Origin of the sequence: Cupriavidus sp. P-10 (genome assembly GCF_003402535.2) — a bacterium.
In the GTDB taxonomy this organism is placed as follows: domain Bacteria; phylum Pseudomonadota; class Gammaproteobacteria; order Burkholderiales; family Burkholderiaceae; genus Cupriavidus.
In genome coordinates this window covers 2844715-2859239 of sequence record NZ_AP025170.1, presented here as the reverse complement: position 1 = coordinate 2859239, position 14525 = coordinate 2844715, and the positions used below count along the sequence as shown (strand labels likewise).

At 69.7% G+C, this 14525-nt stretch carries 15 protein-coding genes, 1 other RNA gene and 1 riboswitch; of the genes, 8 read left to right on the top strand and 8 right to left on the bottom strand.

Annotated features, from left to right (window positions below; genetic code table 11):
- Window positions 1-10 precede the first annotated feature (10 nt).
- From CTP10_RS13155 to CTP10_RS13140, 4 genes are all read right to left on the bottom strand, one after another.
- Entirely contained in the window at window positions 11-493 is a 483-nt protein-coding gene (locus CTP10_RS13155; protein WP_199414523.1) for an EVE domain-containing protein, read from the bottom strand.
- A 98-nt stretch (window positions 494-591) separates the two neighbouring features.
- A non-coding RNA gene (gene ssrS / locus CTP10_RS13150) (6S RNA) lies at window positions 592-809 on the bottom strand.
- A 291-nt stretch (window positions 810-1100) separates the two neighbouring features.
- The gene (locus tag CTP10_RS13145; RefSeq protein WP_116317975.1) at window positions 1101-1445 is read right to left on the bottom strand and encodes a cell division protein ZapA; all 345 of its coding nucleotides are present in this window, start codon (window positions 1443-1445) and stop codon (window positions 1101-1103) included.
- Window positions 1442-1759, bottom strand: coding sequence for a hypothetical protein (locus CTP10_RS13140; RefSeq protein WP_116317974.1), 318 nt, complete (start codon window positions 1757-1759; stop codon window positions 1442-1444). Before CTP10_RS13140 ends, CTP10_RS13145 begins: the two co-directional genes overlap by 4 nt.
- A 188-nt stretch (window positions 1760-1947) precedes the next feature.
- Window positions 1948-2265, top strand: a riboswitch (cobalamin riboswitch).
- A gap of 74 nt (window positions 2266-2339) precedes the next feature.
- On the opposite strand from CTP10_RS13140, the gene CTP10_RS13135 reads away from it, so the two are divergent.
- From CTP10_RS13135 to CTP10_RS13105, 7 genes are read left to right on the top strand one after another with little or no spacing between them, the layout of a single operon-like run.
- Window positions 2340-4247, top strand: coding sequence for a TonB-dependent receptor domain-containing protein (locus CTP10_RS13135; RefSeq protein ID WP_116317973.1), 1908 nt, complete (start codon window positions 2340-2342; stop codon window positions 4245-4247).
- Window positions 4248-4262: 15 nt separating this feature from the next.
- Window positions 4263-5270, top strand: coding sequence for a FecCD family ABC transporter permease (locus CTP10_RS13130; protein WP_116317972.1), 1008 nt, complete (start codon window positions 4263-4265; stop codon window positions 5268-5270).
- Window positions 5267-6115, top strand: coding sequence for an ABC transporter ATP-binding protein (locus CTP10_RS13125; RefSeq protein ID WP_116317971.1), 849 nt, complete (start codon window positions 5267-5269; stop codon window positions 6113-6115). Before CTP10_RS13130 ends, CTP10_RS13125 begins: the two co-directional genes overlap by 4 nt.
- Window positions 6112-6744: a cob(I)yrinic acid a,c-diamide adenosyltransferase gene (gene cobO, locus CTP10_RS13120; protein WP_116317970.1), complete on the top strand. Its 633-nt coding sequence runs from the start codon at window positions 6112-6114 to the stop codon at window positions 6742-6744. The genes CTP10_RS13125 and cobO overlap by 4 nt, the downstream gene beginning before the upstream one ends.
- Before the next feature lie 56 nt (window positions 6745-6800).
- A complete protein-coding gene (gene cobT, locus CTP10_RS13115) occupies window positions 6801-7841 on the top strand; it encodes a nicotinate-nucleotide--dimethylbenzimidazole phosphoribosyltransferase (RefSeq protein ID WP_116317969.1) in 1041 nt (346 codons plus the stop codon).
- A complete protein-coding gene (locus CTP10_RS13110; RefSeq protein WP_116317968.1) occupies window positions 7838-8653 on the top strand; it encodes an adenosylcobinamide-GDP ribazoletransferase in 816 nt (271 codons plus the stop codon). The genes cobT and CTP10_RS13110 overlap by 4 nt, the downstream gene beginning before the upstream one ends.
- Window positions 8638-9231, top strand: a complete 594-nt coding sequence (locus CTP10_RS13105) for a histidine phosphatase family protein (protein ID WP_116317967.1) — start codon at window positions 8638-8640, stop codon at window positions 9229-9231. The genes CTP10_RS13110 and CTP10_RS13105 overlap by 16 nt, the downstream gene beginning before the upstream one ends.
- On the opposite strand, the gene CTP10_RS13100 is transcribed toward CTP10_RS13105, so the two are convergent.
- From CTP10_RS13100 to cobU, 4 genes are read right to left on the bottom strand one after another with little or no spacing between them, the layout of a single operon-like run.
- Window positions 9232-10146 (bottom strand): cobalamin-binding protein, encoded by a 915-nt coding sequence (locus CTP10_RS13100; RefSeq protein WP_116317966.1) that lies wholly within the window; start codon window positions 10144-10146, stop codon window positions 9232-9234. It abuts the gene before it with no gap.
- Between the two features lie 8 nt (window positions 10147-10154).
- Window positions 10155-11174 (bottom strand): threonine-phosphate decarboxylase CobD, encoded by a 1020-nt coding sequence (gene cobD / locus CTP10_RS13095; protein WP_116317965.1) that lies wholly within the window; start codon window positions 11172-11174, stop codon window positions 10155-10157.
- Window positions 11171-12154: an adenosylcobinamide-phosphate synthase CbiB gene (cbiB, locus tag CTP10_RS13090; protein WP_116317964.1), complete on the bottom strand. Its 984-nt coding sequence runs from the start codon at window positions 12152-12154 to the stop codon at window positions 11171-11173. The genes cobD and cbiB overlap by 4 nt, the downstream gene beginning before the upstream one ends.
- Window positions 12148-12813: a bifunctional adenosylcobinamide kinase/adenosylcobinamide-phosphate guanylyltransferase gene (gene cobU, locus CTP10_RS13085; RefSeq protein WP_116317963.1), complete on the bottom strand. Its 666-nt coding sequence runs from the start codon at window positions 12811-12813 to the stop codon at window positions 12148-12150. Before cobU ends, cbiB begins: the two co-directional genes overlap by 7 nt.
- A 60-nt stretch (window positions 12814-12873) precedes the next feature.
- On the opposite strand from cobU, the gene CTP10_RS13080 reads away from it, so the two are divergent.
- Window positions 12874-14382, top strand: coding sequence for a cobyric acid synthase (locus tag CTP10_RS13080; RefSeq protein WP_116317962.1), 1509 nt, complete (start codon window positions 12874-12876; stop codon window positions 14380-14382).
- Window positions 14383-14525: the final 143 nt, after the last annotated feature.

The window sequence follows — 14525 nt, the reverse complement described above, 5'->3', positions numbered from 1 at the left end:
CGCCCCGGCCTCAGCGCATCAGCTTGGCGGTAATGAAGCGCCATTCCGCCGGCGTGACCGGCGTGATCGAGAGCCGGTTGCCACGGCGCAGCACCACCATGTCGGCCAGTTCCTCATGCTCGCGCAGCGCCGCCAGCGGAATCAGCGCTCTCTTGCGTTCATAGCGCACGTCGACCAGCAGCCAGCGCGGCGCATCGGACTTGGACGCGGCGTCGTAGTACGGGCTCTTGGCATCGAACTGGGTCGGGTCGGGGTAGGGCGTGGAGCAGACCTCCGCCAGGCCGGCAATGCCTGGCTCGGGGCACGACGAGTGGTAGAACAGCACCCCGTCGCCGATCTGCATGGCGTCGCGCATGAAGTTGCGCGCCTGGTAGTTGCGCACGCCGGTCCAGGGCAGCGTCCCCTCGCGGGCGAGGTCGTCGATACTGGCCTCGTCCGGTTCCGATTTCATCAGCCAGTACTGGCGGGCGCGTTTGTTCGGGTTCGGGCTCACGGCGCGGTTCGTGGATGAAGGGGTCGGGGTGCGCGTGCATGGCCACGCGCGTGCGCAAAGAAAAAAGGCGATGGTTCAGAAAACCACCGCCTTTTTAGGGGGTCCCCGCCTCGGCCGCTGGGTCGGCATCCTGAACCCAAGTGAGGTTCAGAGTGGCTGCGGAAGTCGCATTTCGGGTACATCATCCACTCAGGGAGTCCAAGCCAGGCCCAGACTATGAATGCGACGACGCGCTCGCCCACGCGACATGATCCCGCACCATGCAATGCATATCGGTTCAAGGAGTTTATGACCCTCACGAACCAGGCAGGGAAACTGTCAAACGTCTGACGCTACAACCGCTTCGACCGGTCGGGTAGGTGACCTGCCTGCGGGATGTCAGACGTTTGCCGTTTCTAACTAGGATGGGATGAAAACGGCGGCCGGGCGCGATAACCTGGCCAGTTAGCTGCACTTCTGTGGTGCCTCGTGCAGTCTGGCTACACTATACACCGCGTCGCAGGCCTTACCAAGTCCACACCCGCGTATCGTTACATTTTGCGCGACAGCGCGGCATCCGCTGCACATCCCCCCATTTCCACGGTATATCGGGCTGCCCGGGCGGGCTTCAACCGGCCCGCTCAGCCCTCGTGCCGGTGCCCACGTGCGCGTATTGCCGCAACGCTTCGTCGGCGCGTTCGTTCAGTTCGCGGATGCGCGCGTGGATGGCCTCGACCGGAATCGTGCCCTCGGCCTGCTGCTTGCGCTGCAGGGCCAGCAGATCGGACGCGATCGAAATGGCGGCCATTACCGCCACGCGCTCGACGCCCTTGGCGGCGAGGCCGTTGCGCAGCTTGTTCATCTGCGTGTCGACCAGTGCGATCGCCTCGAGCAGCGCGGCCTCGTTCTCGGGAGCGATGGCAAATCGGTACGGCTGGCCGGCGATGTTGACTTCGACTTGCTTGTTGCTCATGCGTGTTCTCCGGGGGCCTTGTGCGGCTCTGCGCCTGCCGCGGCGCCCTCGCCCAGCAGGTCGAGCTGGCGCGTGTCGCTGGCTGTCGGCAGCTTGTCAAGGATGGACTGGATGCGCAGCTGCGCTTCTTCGATCTTGATGTTGAGCAACTCGCGGTCGGCAGCCATGGCCTCGCGCTCGCTGCGCAACTGCGCGGCTTCACCCTCCAGCCGGGCGATCTCGTCGCGCAGCCGCTGGTTTTCTGCCGCCAGGGTGTCCGCATGGTGCAGCACGCGCCCGATCTTCGCGGCCAGTTGTTCGAGTTCGTTGAGCATAGGGCCTGTCATGATGGGATAAAAGTCAGGTAACGCGATTCTAGCCGATGCGCCGCCGCACACAATGCGATGGGAAGCGTTTGTGACCGGGTACCTGCATGGAAGTTGCAGCCTTCTGCACCCAAAACCTCGGCAGAGTTGTGACAAAACACTACGGGCACCGCGTTGACGCGGGTTGCGAAACTCCCTACACTCGCGCACGTTCCAGGTGCTCGCCCTTTTCGTCCCTGGCGAAAGGGCAGTTCAACGGGAAACAGGGAGCTTTGCCGGCCGCGCGCCGGACGGGCCAACCTGTGCTGCCCCCGCAACGGTAAGCGACCGCGTGCGCATCCGCCAGCGCCAGCCACTTCCGCACCAGCCTGCCGGAAGGGCCGCCGGCAATGACCGGGATCCGATCCCGGCCACATGTCCACGCAGGACCGGCCACACGCCACTGAACCTCACGTTCGGGAAGGCGCCGGTTCCGAGTCGCCAGCCCGGATACCGGCCTGAACGCGGGCTGCCGCCCGTGCGCGGCACGCCTCATCGCCATATGGTCCGCGGGGGAACGGGCCCGGCCGTTCCTACCTAGTCCTGCATCATGCGTTCATCGCTTCACAGGTCGACCCGCCCGGCAGCCCCGGCGGTGCGTCCGTTCGTGCCCGCAACTTCGTCTGCGATTGCGGCAGCCATTGCCTCGTTCACCGTGGTCCCGGCCACCTCGTTCGCGCAAGCCGCCGACAGCGGCACCGCCCAACAGCTGGCCCCGGTGGTGGTGACCTCCACCCGTACCGCGCAATCCATTACCGAGGCGCTGCCGCATACCACGGTGGTGACGCAGGAAGATATCGTCAATTCGCAGGCACCCGACCTGCGCACGCTGCTGCGCAACCAGGCCGGCGTGGAGCTCACGGCCAACGGCGGCATGGGCACCAACACCTCGCTGTTCATGCGCGGCGCCAACTCCAACCAGACGCTGATCCTGATCGATGGCGTGCGCGTGTCGTCCGTCAGCAGCGGCACCGCGCAGCTGGCCAATATCCTGCCCGACCAGATCGACCGGATCGAGGTGGTGCGCGGCAACGTGTCGGCGCTGTATGGCTCGGACGCGATCGGCGGCGTGGTGCAGATCTTTACCAAGAGCGGCGCGGGCCAGGCGCCCGCGGTCAATGCGGCGGTGGAGTACGGCAGCAACAACACGCGCCAGGGCACCGTTGGCTACGGCGGGCAGGTCGGCGATACCTCGTTCAACCTGACCGGCTCGGCATTCAAGACCGATGGCTTCTCGGCGATCAATACGCAGCAGGCGCCCCGCGCCAACCCCAACGACAACCCGTACGAGAACCAGAGCGTGTCGGGCCAGGTGAAGCACCGCTTCACACCCGACTGGGATGCGGGCTTCTCCGGCTACTACTCGAAGAGCAAGCTGTCGTTCGACAGCGCCTTCGGCCGCCCGACCGACGACAACCGCACCAACAGCGAGTTGTACGCGCTGTCGGCCTTCGTCAACGGCAAGGTCGGCGCCGACTGGACCACGCACTTCAAGCTGTCGCAGAGCGCGGACAACAGCGACACCTTCCTGAACGGGCGTCCCAACGGCACCTTCAATACCCGCAACCGCCAGTTCAACTGGCAGAACGAGTACGCGGTTGCCGCCAACCACACGCTGCTGTTCGGCACCGACTACCTGCAGCAGGAGCTGGTGTCGAGTTCCTATGGCGCGCCCACGCGCAACGTGTTCTCGGTGTTCGGCGGCTACGACGGGCGCATCGGCAAGCACCAGCTGCAGCTCAATGCGCGCAACGACCACTATTCCGACTTCGGCAACCAGGGCAGTTTCTTCGCCGGCTACGGCTATAACGTGACCGATGCGTTCAAGCTGATCGCCAGCGTCAGCAACGCCTTCCGCGCGCCGACCTTCAACGAGCTGTACTTCCCCAACTTCGGCCAGCCCAACCTGCAGCCCGAGCGCGCCAAGTCGGTCGAGGCGGGCGTGCAGTACACCACCGCCACGGCGGGGCTGCTGCGCGTGACCGCGTTCGAGACCCGCTATGACGACCTGATCGTGTCGGCGCTGCAGCCCAACGGCATGTTCCTGGCCGAGAACGTCAACAAGGCCAAGGTGCAGGGTATCGAGGCGTCGTGGCGCGCCACCGTCTACGGCACCGACCTCGGCGCCAGCGTGACGTTCCAGAATCCGGTCGACGAGCAGAACAACACCCAGCTGCTGCGCCGCGCGCGCCGCCACGCCGCGCTGGACGTGGGCCGCAACTTCGGCAACTGGCGCTTCGGCGGCGAATGGCTGGTATCGTCGTCGCGCATGGACGCCGGCTCGCGCCGCCTGGGCGGATACGGTATCGTCAACCTCAACGCCCGCTACAACATCGACAAGCAATGGTTCGTTGCCGCCCGCGTCGAAAACCTGTTCGACAAGGACTACCAGCTCGCCTACCCCTACAACACGCAGGGGCGCGCGGGTTTCATCACGCTGGGCTGGCGCCAGCGATGAGCGCACGGGCGCGCCATGTCTGAGTTCCGGCGCGCCCTGGCGTTGTGGCTGGCGCTCGCCCTGGCGTCAGTCGTAGTCTTCGCGGCGTCGCTTGCGCTGGGCAGCGTCTCGCTCGATGCGCGCGAGCTGTGGCAGGCGCTCGCCGGTGCTGACACCGGCACCGCCGGCGCCATCGTGCGCGAGCTGCGCCTGCCGCGCGCGGCCGCCGCCTTTGCCTGCGGCGGGCTGCTGGCCCTGTCCGGCGCGCTGATGCAGGTGCTTCTACGCAACCCGCTGGCCGAACCCTATGTGCTGGGCGTCTCCGGCGGTGCGTCGGTCGGCGCCTTGCTGGCGATGCTGGTGCTGGCGCCGTGGTGGGGCGTGCAGACGGCCGCCGCCGTCGGCGCGCTGTGCTCGATGCTGCTAGTGGCCACGCTGGCGCGGCGCGACCTGCTGCACCCGCAGGTGCAGGGCGGCCATCGCGAAGCTGGCGCGCGCTTGCTGCTGACGGGCGTGATCCTCGCCGCGGGGTGGGGCGCGGTGATCACGCTGATCCTCGCCGTGGCGCCGGAATCCCGGCTGCGCGGCATGCTGTTCTGGCTGACCGGCGACCTGGGCGGCACCGCCAGCTACGGCGGCGCGCTGGCGACGATGATCGTCGCGCTGCTGCTGGCCATGCCGATGGCGCGCGCGCTCAACGTGATGCTGCTGGGCGAGACCGTGGCGCAGTCGCTGGGTGTGCGCGTAGGCCGTGTGCGGCTGCTGACTTTCCTGCTCTCCTCGGTTTGCATTGCCGTGGCCATCACCACTGCCGGTTCGATCGGCTTTGTCGGCCTGGTCGTGCCGCACCTGGTGCGGCTGGCGTGGGGCAACGACCAGCGCCTGCTGCTGCCGGCCGCGGTGCTGCTGGGCGGCGCGCTGCTGATGGCGGCCGACCTGATCGCCCGCACCGTGATCGCCCCGGCACAGCTGCCAGTGGGCGTGATCACGGCGCTGCTGGGCGTGCCGACCTTCCTCTACCTGCTGCTGCGGAGGCCGCGATGAACGCGCCCGCCGACTGGTCGCAGCCGCTTGCGGCCTGCCCCGTGCTGGCGCTGCGCGATGTGCGGCTGCGCACCGGCCAGCGCGTGCTGGTCGAGCACCTGACGATGGACATCGGCGTCGGCCAGCTGTGGTGCATCGCCGGTCCCAACGGCGCCGGCAAGTCCACGCTGATGACCGCGCTGGCGGGCCTGCGCCACGTGGACGGCGGCAGCGTCGAGATCGACGGCAAGCCGGCGGCTCAGGTCGCGCCGTCGGCGCTGGCGCGCCAGCGCGCGTACCTGCCGCAGGCAGTGCACGATACGTTCTCGATGTCGGTGCTCGATGCGGTGCGCGTGGGCCGCCATCCGCACCTGTCCGGCTGGGGCTGGACCGGGCGCGAGGATGACCGCGTGGTGCGCGACACGATCCGCGCCATGGACATCGAGGCACTGGCGGCCCGCGACGTGCTCACGCTGTCCGGCGGCGAGCGGCAGCGCGCTTCGCTGGCTGCCGCGCTGGCGCAGCAGGCGCCGCTGCTGCTGCTCGACGAGCCGGTGTCGCACCTCGACCTGCGCCACCAGATCCTGGTGCTGGAGCAGCTTGCCGCGCTGGCCCGCGCCGGTCGCCACGCCATCGTGGTGATCCTGCACGACCTGACGCTGGCGCTGCGCTACGCCACCCATGCCTTGCTGATGGCCGAAGACGGCACCGCGCTGCACGGCGCCGCGGCCGAGGTGCTGACCCCCGAACGCTGCTCGCGTGCGCTGCGCACGCCCATCGTCAGCGTCAGCGACGGCGTGCATACTGCACTGATTCCCGACGGCGCCAAGGCGCCGCGTCCCTTTACGCAAGACCCGAACCCATGACTGACTCCCACAACCCCGCCACCGATGACCCGGAGCGCGACGCGCGCCACAAGGCGCGCATGATGCGCAAGAAAGAAGTGATCGACGCCAAGATCGCCGCGGCGCAGGACGAGCGTGGCGTGATCGTCATCACCACCGGCAACGGCAAGGGCAAATCCAGCTCCGGCTTCGGCATGGTGGTGCGCGCGCTCGGCCACGGCATGCGTGCCGGCGTGGTCCAGTTCATCAAGGGCGCACAGCCGACCGGCGAAGAGATGTTCCTGCGCCGCTTCCCCGAGGAATGTGCGTTCCACGTGATGGGCGAGGGCTATACCTGGGACACCCAGGACCGCTCGCGCGACGTGGCCAAGGCGGAAGCCGCGTGGGAAGTGGCTCGCGCCATGCTGCGCGACCCGGCGATCGGGCTGGTGCTGCTCGACGAACTCAACATCGCGCTCAAGCTGCACTATCTTGATGTGGATCGGGTCGTCGCCGACCTGCGCGCGCGCCCGCCGATGCAACACGTAGTCATCACCGGCCGCGGCGCGCCGCCGGCGCTGGTCGAGGCGGCCGACACCGTCACCGACATGACGCCGGTCAAGCACGCCTTCCAGCAGGGCATCAAGGCGCAGCGCGGCGTGGAAATGTAGTCCCCGATGTAGCCCCCGATGTAGCCCCCGATACAGACCACCAGAACCACAGCATCATGCAGTTTCCCGAAATCACTCCCCTCGACAACACGCTGCGGCCCGCGCTGCAGGCCGCCATCGACGACAAGACCAAGCCGCTCGGCGCGCTCGGCCGGCTGGAACCGCTGGCGCTGCAGCTGGGCCTGATCCTCGGCACGCAGCGGCCGGTGCTGCAGCGGCCCACGGTGATCGTCTTTGCCGCCGACCACGGCGTGGCCGACGCGGGCGTCAGCGCCTATCCGGCCGAAGTCACCGCGCAAATGGTCAAGAATTTCCTGGGCGGTGGCGCGGCGATCAATGTGTTCTCGCGCCAGCACGGCATTGCGCTGGAAATCGTCGACGCCGGCGTGCGCGTGCCGCTGCCGGCGGCACCCGGGCTGGTCAACTGCCGCATCGCCGACGGCACCCGCAACTTCGCGCAGGAACCGGCGATGACGCCGGAGCAGGCCGCGGCGGCGATGACCGCCGGCATGGCGCGCGTGCTGCGGCATGCCCAGCAAGGCTGCAATGTGATCGGCTTCGGCGAGATGGGCATTGCCAATACGTCGGCCGCAGCATGCCTGATGCAGCGGCTGACCGGGTTGCCGCTGGCGGACTGCATCGGCCGCGGCACCGGGCTGGACGATGCCGGGCTGGCACGCAAGCGCGAGGTGCTGGAAGGCGCGCTCGCGCTGCACGCCGATGCGCAGGCGCCGCTCGATGTGCTGGCGACGTTCGGCGGCTTCGAGATCGCGATGATGGCCGGCGCCTTCCTCGCCGCCGCGGCCAGCCGCATGGTGATCCTGGTCGACGGCTTTATCGCGTCGGCTGCACTGCTGGTGGCGCAGCGCATCGACCCCAACGTGCTGCAGTACTGCGTGTTCACGCATTGCTCGCACGAGCGCGGCCACCGCGCACTGCTGGACCACTTCGGCGCCGAACCGCTGCTGGCGCTGGACCTGCGCCTGGGTGAGGGCACCGGCGCGGCGCTGGCGTGGCCGCTGCTCGCGTCCGCGGTTGCGTTCCTTAACGAGATGGCGACCTTCAGCGGCGCCGGCGTCAGCACCGCCTCGGCATGAGCGTGCCGTCCGACCCGGTACCCACGCCAGCCGGATCCGGCGGCGAGCTGCGCTATTTCCTGACCGCGCTGGGCTACTTTACGCGTGTGCCGTTGCCGGGCTGGCTGGCGCGCTGGGTCGGATTCGAGCCGCATTACCTGCACGCCGCCGCGCGCTATTTCCCGCTGGTGGGGCTGCTGGTGGGCGGCGCCGGTGCGCTGGTCACGTGGGGGGCGCTGCAGTGGTGGCCGATCGGCGTGGCGGTGCTGCTGGGCATGGCCGCCACGCTGCTGCTGACCGGTGCCTTCCATGAGGACGGGCTGGCCGACTGCGTCGATGCCTTCGGCGGCGCATGGCAGCGCGAAGACGTGCTGCGCATCATGCATGACTCGCGCATCGGCGCGTTCGGCGCGATCGCGCTGGTGGTGGCGCTGCTGCTCAAGTGGCAACTGCTGGTGACGATCGGCGCGCAGGGCGGGCCGGCGATATTACTGGCGGTGCTGGTGGCCGCGCATGCCGCCAGCCGCGCGATGGCGGTCAGCTACCTGGCAACGCTGCAATACGTGCGCGCGGAAGGCAAGGCGAAGCCGGTGGCGCAGCGGCTGGCCGGGGCAGGGCTGGTGTTCGCGCTGCTGTGCGGGGTGGTGCCGCTGTGGCTGCTATCGCCGGCGTTCTGCGTGGCGGCCATGGCGGCCCTGCTGGGGCTGCGCCTGCTGCTCGGCCGCTACTTCGTGCGCCGCATCGGCGGCTATACCGGCGACTGCCTGGGCATGGCCCAGCAGTGCGCTGAGATCCTGCTCTACCTGGTGGCTGCCGCATGGACGTGGTCCTGATCCGCCATGCGCAGCCGGAGGTAGCCGCGGGCACCTGCTACGGCTGCCTCGATTTGCCGCTGGTGTCGCCACTGATGCCGGCGGCCGCGCAGATCGCGGCGGGCCTGCCGGCGCCCGCGCGCATCGTCAGCAGCCCGCTGGCGCGCGCGCTTGGCACGGCGCAGGCGCTGGTGCAGACCTTGCCGGCCGGCGTGCCGGCCATTGCCACCGAACCGCTGTTGCGCGAGCTGGACTTCGGCAACTGGGAAGGCGTGGCGTGGGATGCGATCGACCGCGCCGCGCTGGACCAGTGGGCCGCGGACCTGCTGCATGCGCGCCCGCATGGCGGCGAGTCGCCGGCGCAGGCGATGGCGCGCGTGGTCGGCTGGGCCGATGCGCTCGACGTACGGGACGACCATTGCTTGTGGGTGGTCAGCCATGCCGGGCCGATGCGCATGCTGGCCGCGCACTGGCTCGGCGTGCCGCTGGCGGTGACGGTCAACTGGGCCCTGGGCTTCGGCGCGAGCTGCCGCTTCCGCCTGGGTGCGGGAGCCGCGCGGCTCGAATGGTGGAACTGCGGGTGGAACCGCGGCGGCTGATCAGCGCCCCGGGCGCCGGCTGCGCGCCAGGTCGAGGTCCTTGCAGATCTGCTCGATGCCCTGCACCACGCGCGGGCCGGCGCGGTTGACGAGGTCGCCGTCGATCACGAACAGGTTGTTGCGCGCCACCGCGGTGACCTGCTTCCAGCGCTGCCACATCGCGTAGTCGGGCAGCGGCTGGTCCGAGCGCGTGGCGCCCATGCCCGCGGTCAGCATCGCTTCCGGATTGCCCGCCACCACTGCCTCGACCGACACCGTCGGCACCAGCGGCGTCTCGGCCCCGAACAGGTTGCGCCCGCCGCACAGCGCCAGCATGTCGCTGACCAGGTGCTGGCCGTTGAGCGTCATCAGCGGCTGCTGCCAGACCTGGTAGAACACGGTCACCGGCGGCCGCGCCGCGTAGGTCTTGCGCAGCGTTTCCACCTGCTGGCGGAAGCTGTCGGCGGCGCGCCGCGCGGTGGCTTCCGTGCCCAGCAGCGTGCCCAGCTTCTCTACGTTTTCGGGGATCGATGCCAGCTTGCGCGGCTCGCTGTAGAACAGCGGCAGGCCGAGCGCGCGCAGGCGGTCGGTCTGCTTCTGCGCGTTACCATGGCGCCAGACCACGATCAGGTCGGGCTTGAGCGCGGCGATGCGCTCCAGGTCCAGCGCCTTGTTGTCGCCCACGCGCGGGATGTCGCGCGCCTGCGGCGGGTAGTCGCTGTAGTGGACCGTGCCGACGATGCGATCGCCGCCGCCCGCGGCAAAGATCATCTCGGTCACGTGCGGCGCCAGCGAGACCACGCGGCGCGCCGGCTGGGCCAGTGTGATGGTCTGGCCGGCATCGTCGACCACCGATACCGAGGCTTGGGCGGAGGGCGCGGCAAGCAGGGCGGTGGCGGCCAGCGCCGGGGCAATGGCGAATTTCAGTGTGTGCATGGTGAGGGTCAGGCGGTCACGGCGGCCAGCGCGGCATCGAGCCGTTGCCAGCTTTCGGCCCGGTCGGGCGGCAGGCCCAGGCGCAGGCTTGGCAGGCAGCCGCCGGCGGCTTCGAAGTATCGGGTCCAGACGCCATGGCGTGCCAGTGCTTCGTGCAGCGCCAGCGCCTCGGCATGCGGTACCCAGCAAAACAACGGGTGCACCACGGCGGTCAGCCCGTGGCGTGCCAGCAGCGTGCCGAGCCGCGCGCCGGACAGGCCCAGTTGCGCACGGTTGGCTTCTTGCCACTGGCGGTCCGCCAGCGCATGGCGGGCGACGGCGCGCGCCGGCCCCGAGACGGTCCAGTGGCCCAGCCGCTCATGCAGCGCATCGAGCAACGGCTGGTGCGCCAGCACGAAGCCGCAGCGGATGCCGGCGAGACCGTAGAACTTGCCGATCGAGCGCAGCACAACCAATCCCTCAATGCCGCTGTGCGCGGCGACCGAAGCCGCAGGCAGGCAATCGATGAAGGCTTCATCGACCAGCAGCGTGCCACCGCGCCCGGCCAGCACTGCATGCCAGCGCAGCAGCGTTGCCGGCGGCAGCAGCCGGGCGGTCGGGTTGTTGGGATTGACGACGACCAGATGGTCGAGCGCATCGGCAAGGTCCGCGCGGGCGAAATCCGCTTCGTCCAGCGGCACCACCGTATGTCCGGCCGCGGCGAAGGCCGGTGCATACTCGCTGTAGCCGAGCGCGGCAATCCCGACTCGCCCCGGCCGCAGCAGACCCGGTAGCGCGCGGATCGCGGCCTGCGAGCCGGCCACCGGCAAGGCCTGCGGCGCGCCGAAGGCCTGGGCGGCCAGCTCGGCCAGTCCATCCCCGTCCTGCGGCAGCCGCTGCCACGCGGAAGCGGGCAGCGCCGGCACGGGATAGCCGTCGGGATGGATGCCGGTGGACAAGTCGAGCCAGTCCGCTTCGGCGCGGCCGTAGCGGCGTACCGCGGCCAGCAGGTTGCCGCCATGGCGGATCGGGGGAAGGGCAGCGCTCACGTCGGTGCGGACAAGGCAAGAACGGCCAGCGCGCTGGCGCCCGCAAGCGCCAGCCACAGCCACAAGGTACGCTGCACCAGCCGCAGGCACGCCATCACGTGTCCGGCTTGCGGTGCGCTGCCCGCGCCCAGCGGCGGGCGTTGTTCCAGTTCGCCGTGATAGCGCGCCGGACCGCCAAGCTGCACGCCGACCGCGCCGGCGCCCGCCGCCATCACCGGCCCGGCATTGGGGCTGGACCATGCCGGCGCCTGCGTGCGCCAGCAGCGCAGCGCCTGAGTCGTGGCGCCCAGCAGCGCGTAGGACAGCGCGGTCAGCCGCGCCGGGACCAGGTTGAGCGCATCGTCGATGCGCGCCGCCGCCCAGCCGAAATATTGCAGCCGCGGCGTGCGGTAGCCCCACATCGCATCGAGCGTATTGGCCAGCCGGAATACGATCACCGCCGGCGCGCCGCCGAGCAGGAACCAGAACAGCGCGCCGAAGACGGCATCGTTGCCGTTCTCCAGCGCCGATTCGCAGGCTGCGCGCGCGAGCGCTTCGGCATCGGCATCGGCGGTATCGCGCGAGACAATGCGCGCAGTCAGCGCGCGTGCGGCTGGCAGGTCGGAGGCAGCGAGGGCGGCGGCAATCGGGGCGATATGCTGGTGCAGGCTGCGCGCGCCGAGCGCGGCATACAGCGCGGCGGCATGCAGCGCCAGTGCCGCGAGCGGGTGCCAGCGCGCCGCCGCATCGACCAGCCACCATGCGAGCGCCGCCGGTACCAGCACCAGTACGCACCAGCAGGCAAGGCCCGCCACGCGCTGCCGCCACGGCGCGCCGCGGCGTTCAGGATGGTTGAAGCGTCGTTCGAGGGCCGTAGCGAGCCGGCCAAAGCCTACCAGCGGATGGAAGCGGCGCGGCTCGCCCAGCCACTGGTCGAGCAGTACGCCCGCCAGTGCCGCGGCCACACAAGCCGGCCAGGCCGGCCAGGCCTGCATCAGCATGCGGGATCGGCGCCCTTGACCGGGACAGGGATGCCCGCCACCAGCAGCCGCACGCGGTCGGCGGCGGCGGCCAGCTTCTGGTTCAGGCGCCCCAGTTCATCGACATAGAAGCGGGTGATCGCGCCCATCGGCACCACGCCGAAGCCGATCTCGTTGGAGACCAGGATCACGTGGCCGGGCAGCGTTGGCAGCGCGGTCAGCAGCGACTCGATTTCTTCGGTGAAGGCATCGGGCGGCGTGATTACGCCATGATCGGGATAGCTGCGGCCGTCGGGGAAGAGCAGGTTGTTCATCCACAGCGTCATGCAGTCCACCAGGATGCAGCCGTCGTGGCGCGCGTTGGCATAGAGCGCATCGGCCAGCCGCACCGGCTCTTCCACCAGGCGCCAGTCGGCGGGGCGGCGGGCACGGTGCAGCGCGATGCGGACTTCGAGTTCCTGGTCGGCCAGTGCGGGATCCTGGCGTGCAGTGGCGATATACGTGACCGGCCCGCCGGTGATGCCGGCGTGCTCGCTCGCCAGTTGTTCGGCGTAGTGGCTCTTGCCTGAGCGCGCGCCGCCCAGCACCAGCGTCAGCTGCCGCGCGCCGGACGAGCCGGCCGCAAGCGGCTTCGCCGCGCTGGCGGTGGCGGATTCAGGGGCGATTGCCTGGGTTTCCATCCGCGTATTGTAGCCGCCGCATCCGGCCCTCGCATGGAGGGCCGGTGCGATAATCCGCCGATGCATACCGATTCCCCGCTTTCCTTGCCGCCGGGTGCCCTGCGCGGCACGCTGATGGTTCAAGGCACCACCTCCGATGCCGGCAAGAGCACCGTGGTCGCAGGGCTGTGCCGCGTGCTGGCGCGCGCAGGCACGCGCGTGGCGCCGTTCAAGCCGCAGAACATGGCGCTGAACAGCGCGGTGACCGCCGACGGCGGCGAGATCGGCCGCGCGCAGGCGCTGCAGGCGCAGGCCGCGCGGCTGGCGCCGCATACCGACATGAACCCGGTGCTGCTCAAGCCCAGCAGCGATACCGGCGCGCAGGTGATCATCCACGGCCGCGCGCGGCTCGACCTCGATGCCCGCGCCTACCACGCCTACAAGCCCGAGGCGATGAAGGCGGTGCTGGCCTCGCATGCGCGGCTGGAACAGGCCTACGACGTGGTGCTGGTGGAAGGCGCGGGCAGCCCCGCGGAAATCAACCTGCGCGAGCGCGATATCGCCAACATGGGCTTCGCCGAGCGGGTCGACTGCCCGGTGGTGCTGGTCGCCGACATCGACCGCGGCGGCGTGTTCGCGCACCTGGTCGGTACGCTCGATTGCCTGTCCGACAGCGAACGCGCGCGCGTGACCGGCTTCATCATCAACCGCTTCCGCGGCGATATCAGCCTGCTCGAACCGGGGCTGGACTGGCTCACCGCGCGCACCGGCAAGCCGGTGTTCGGCGTGCTGCCGTACCTGCACGGCCTGCACCTGGATGCGGAGGACGCCATCATCGGCACGCAGGCCACCAAGTCCGGGGCGCAGCGGCTGCGCGTGATCGTTCCGGTGCTGCCGCGCATCGCCAACCATACCGACTTCGACGCGCTGCGCGCGCATCCGCAGGTGGACCTGCGGTTCATCGGTCCCGGCATGCCGGTCCCGCCCGCCGACCTGGTGGTGTTGCCCGGCAGCAAGAGCGTGCGTGCCGACCTGGCCTTCCTGCGCGCCAACGGCTGGGAGGCGGCATTGCAGCGGCACCTGCGCTACGGCGGCAAGCTGGTCGGCATCTGTGGCGGCATGCAGATGCTGGGCCGGCAGGTGCATGACCCCGATGGCCGCGAAGGCCCGGCCGGCAGCAGCGCGGGGCTGGGATGGCTCGACTACGAAACCACGCTCGCGGCAGAGAAGCAGTTGCGCCAGGTCAGCGGGCGGCTGGCGGATGCCGACGCGCCGGTGCGGGGCTACGAGATCCACCTCGGCGTCACCACCGGTGCCGGGCTGGACCGGCCCGCGGTGTGGCTCGACCGCGGCGACGGCTCCATGCGTCCCGACGGTGCCTGCTCGGCCGATGGCCAGGTGCTGGCGACCTACGTCCACGGCCTGTTCGACGACCCGGCCGGGTGCCAGGCGCTGCTGCGCTGGGCAGGACTCGACAAGGCGCAGGCAGTGGACCTCGACGCGCTGCGCGAAGCCTCGATCGAGCGGCTCGCCGACACCCTGGCGGCGCACCTCGACCTGGACGCCATGTTCGCGCCGCTGCAACGCTGATCTGCACGGTGCCCGATCCGCCACAGCGCGGATCATGCCGTCTCCACGCAACATCTCCCTGCTAGAATCGCGAATCCTTCGCATTTGCATTCTGTTGTGATATGGCTTTCGAGCCATATCGCCGCACGCTGCAGCGCCCCACA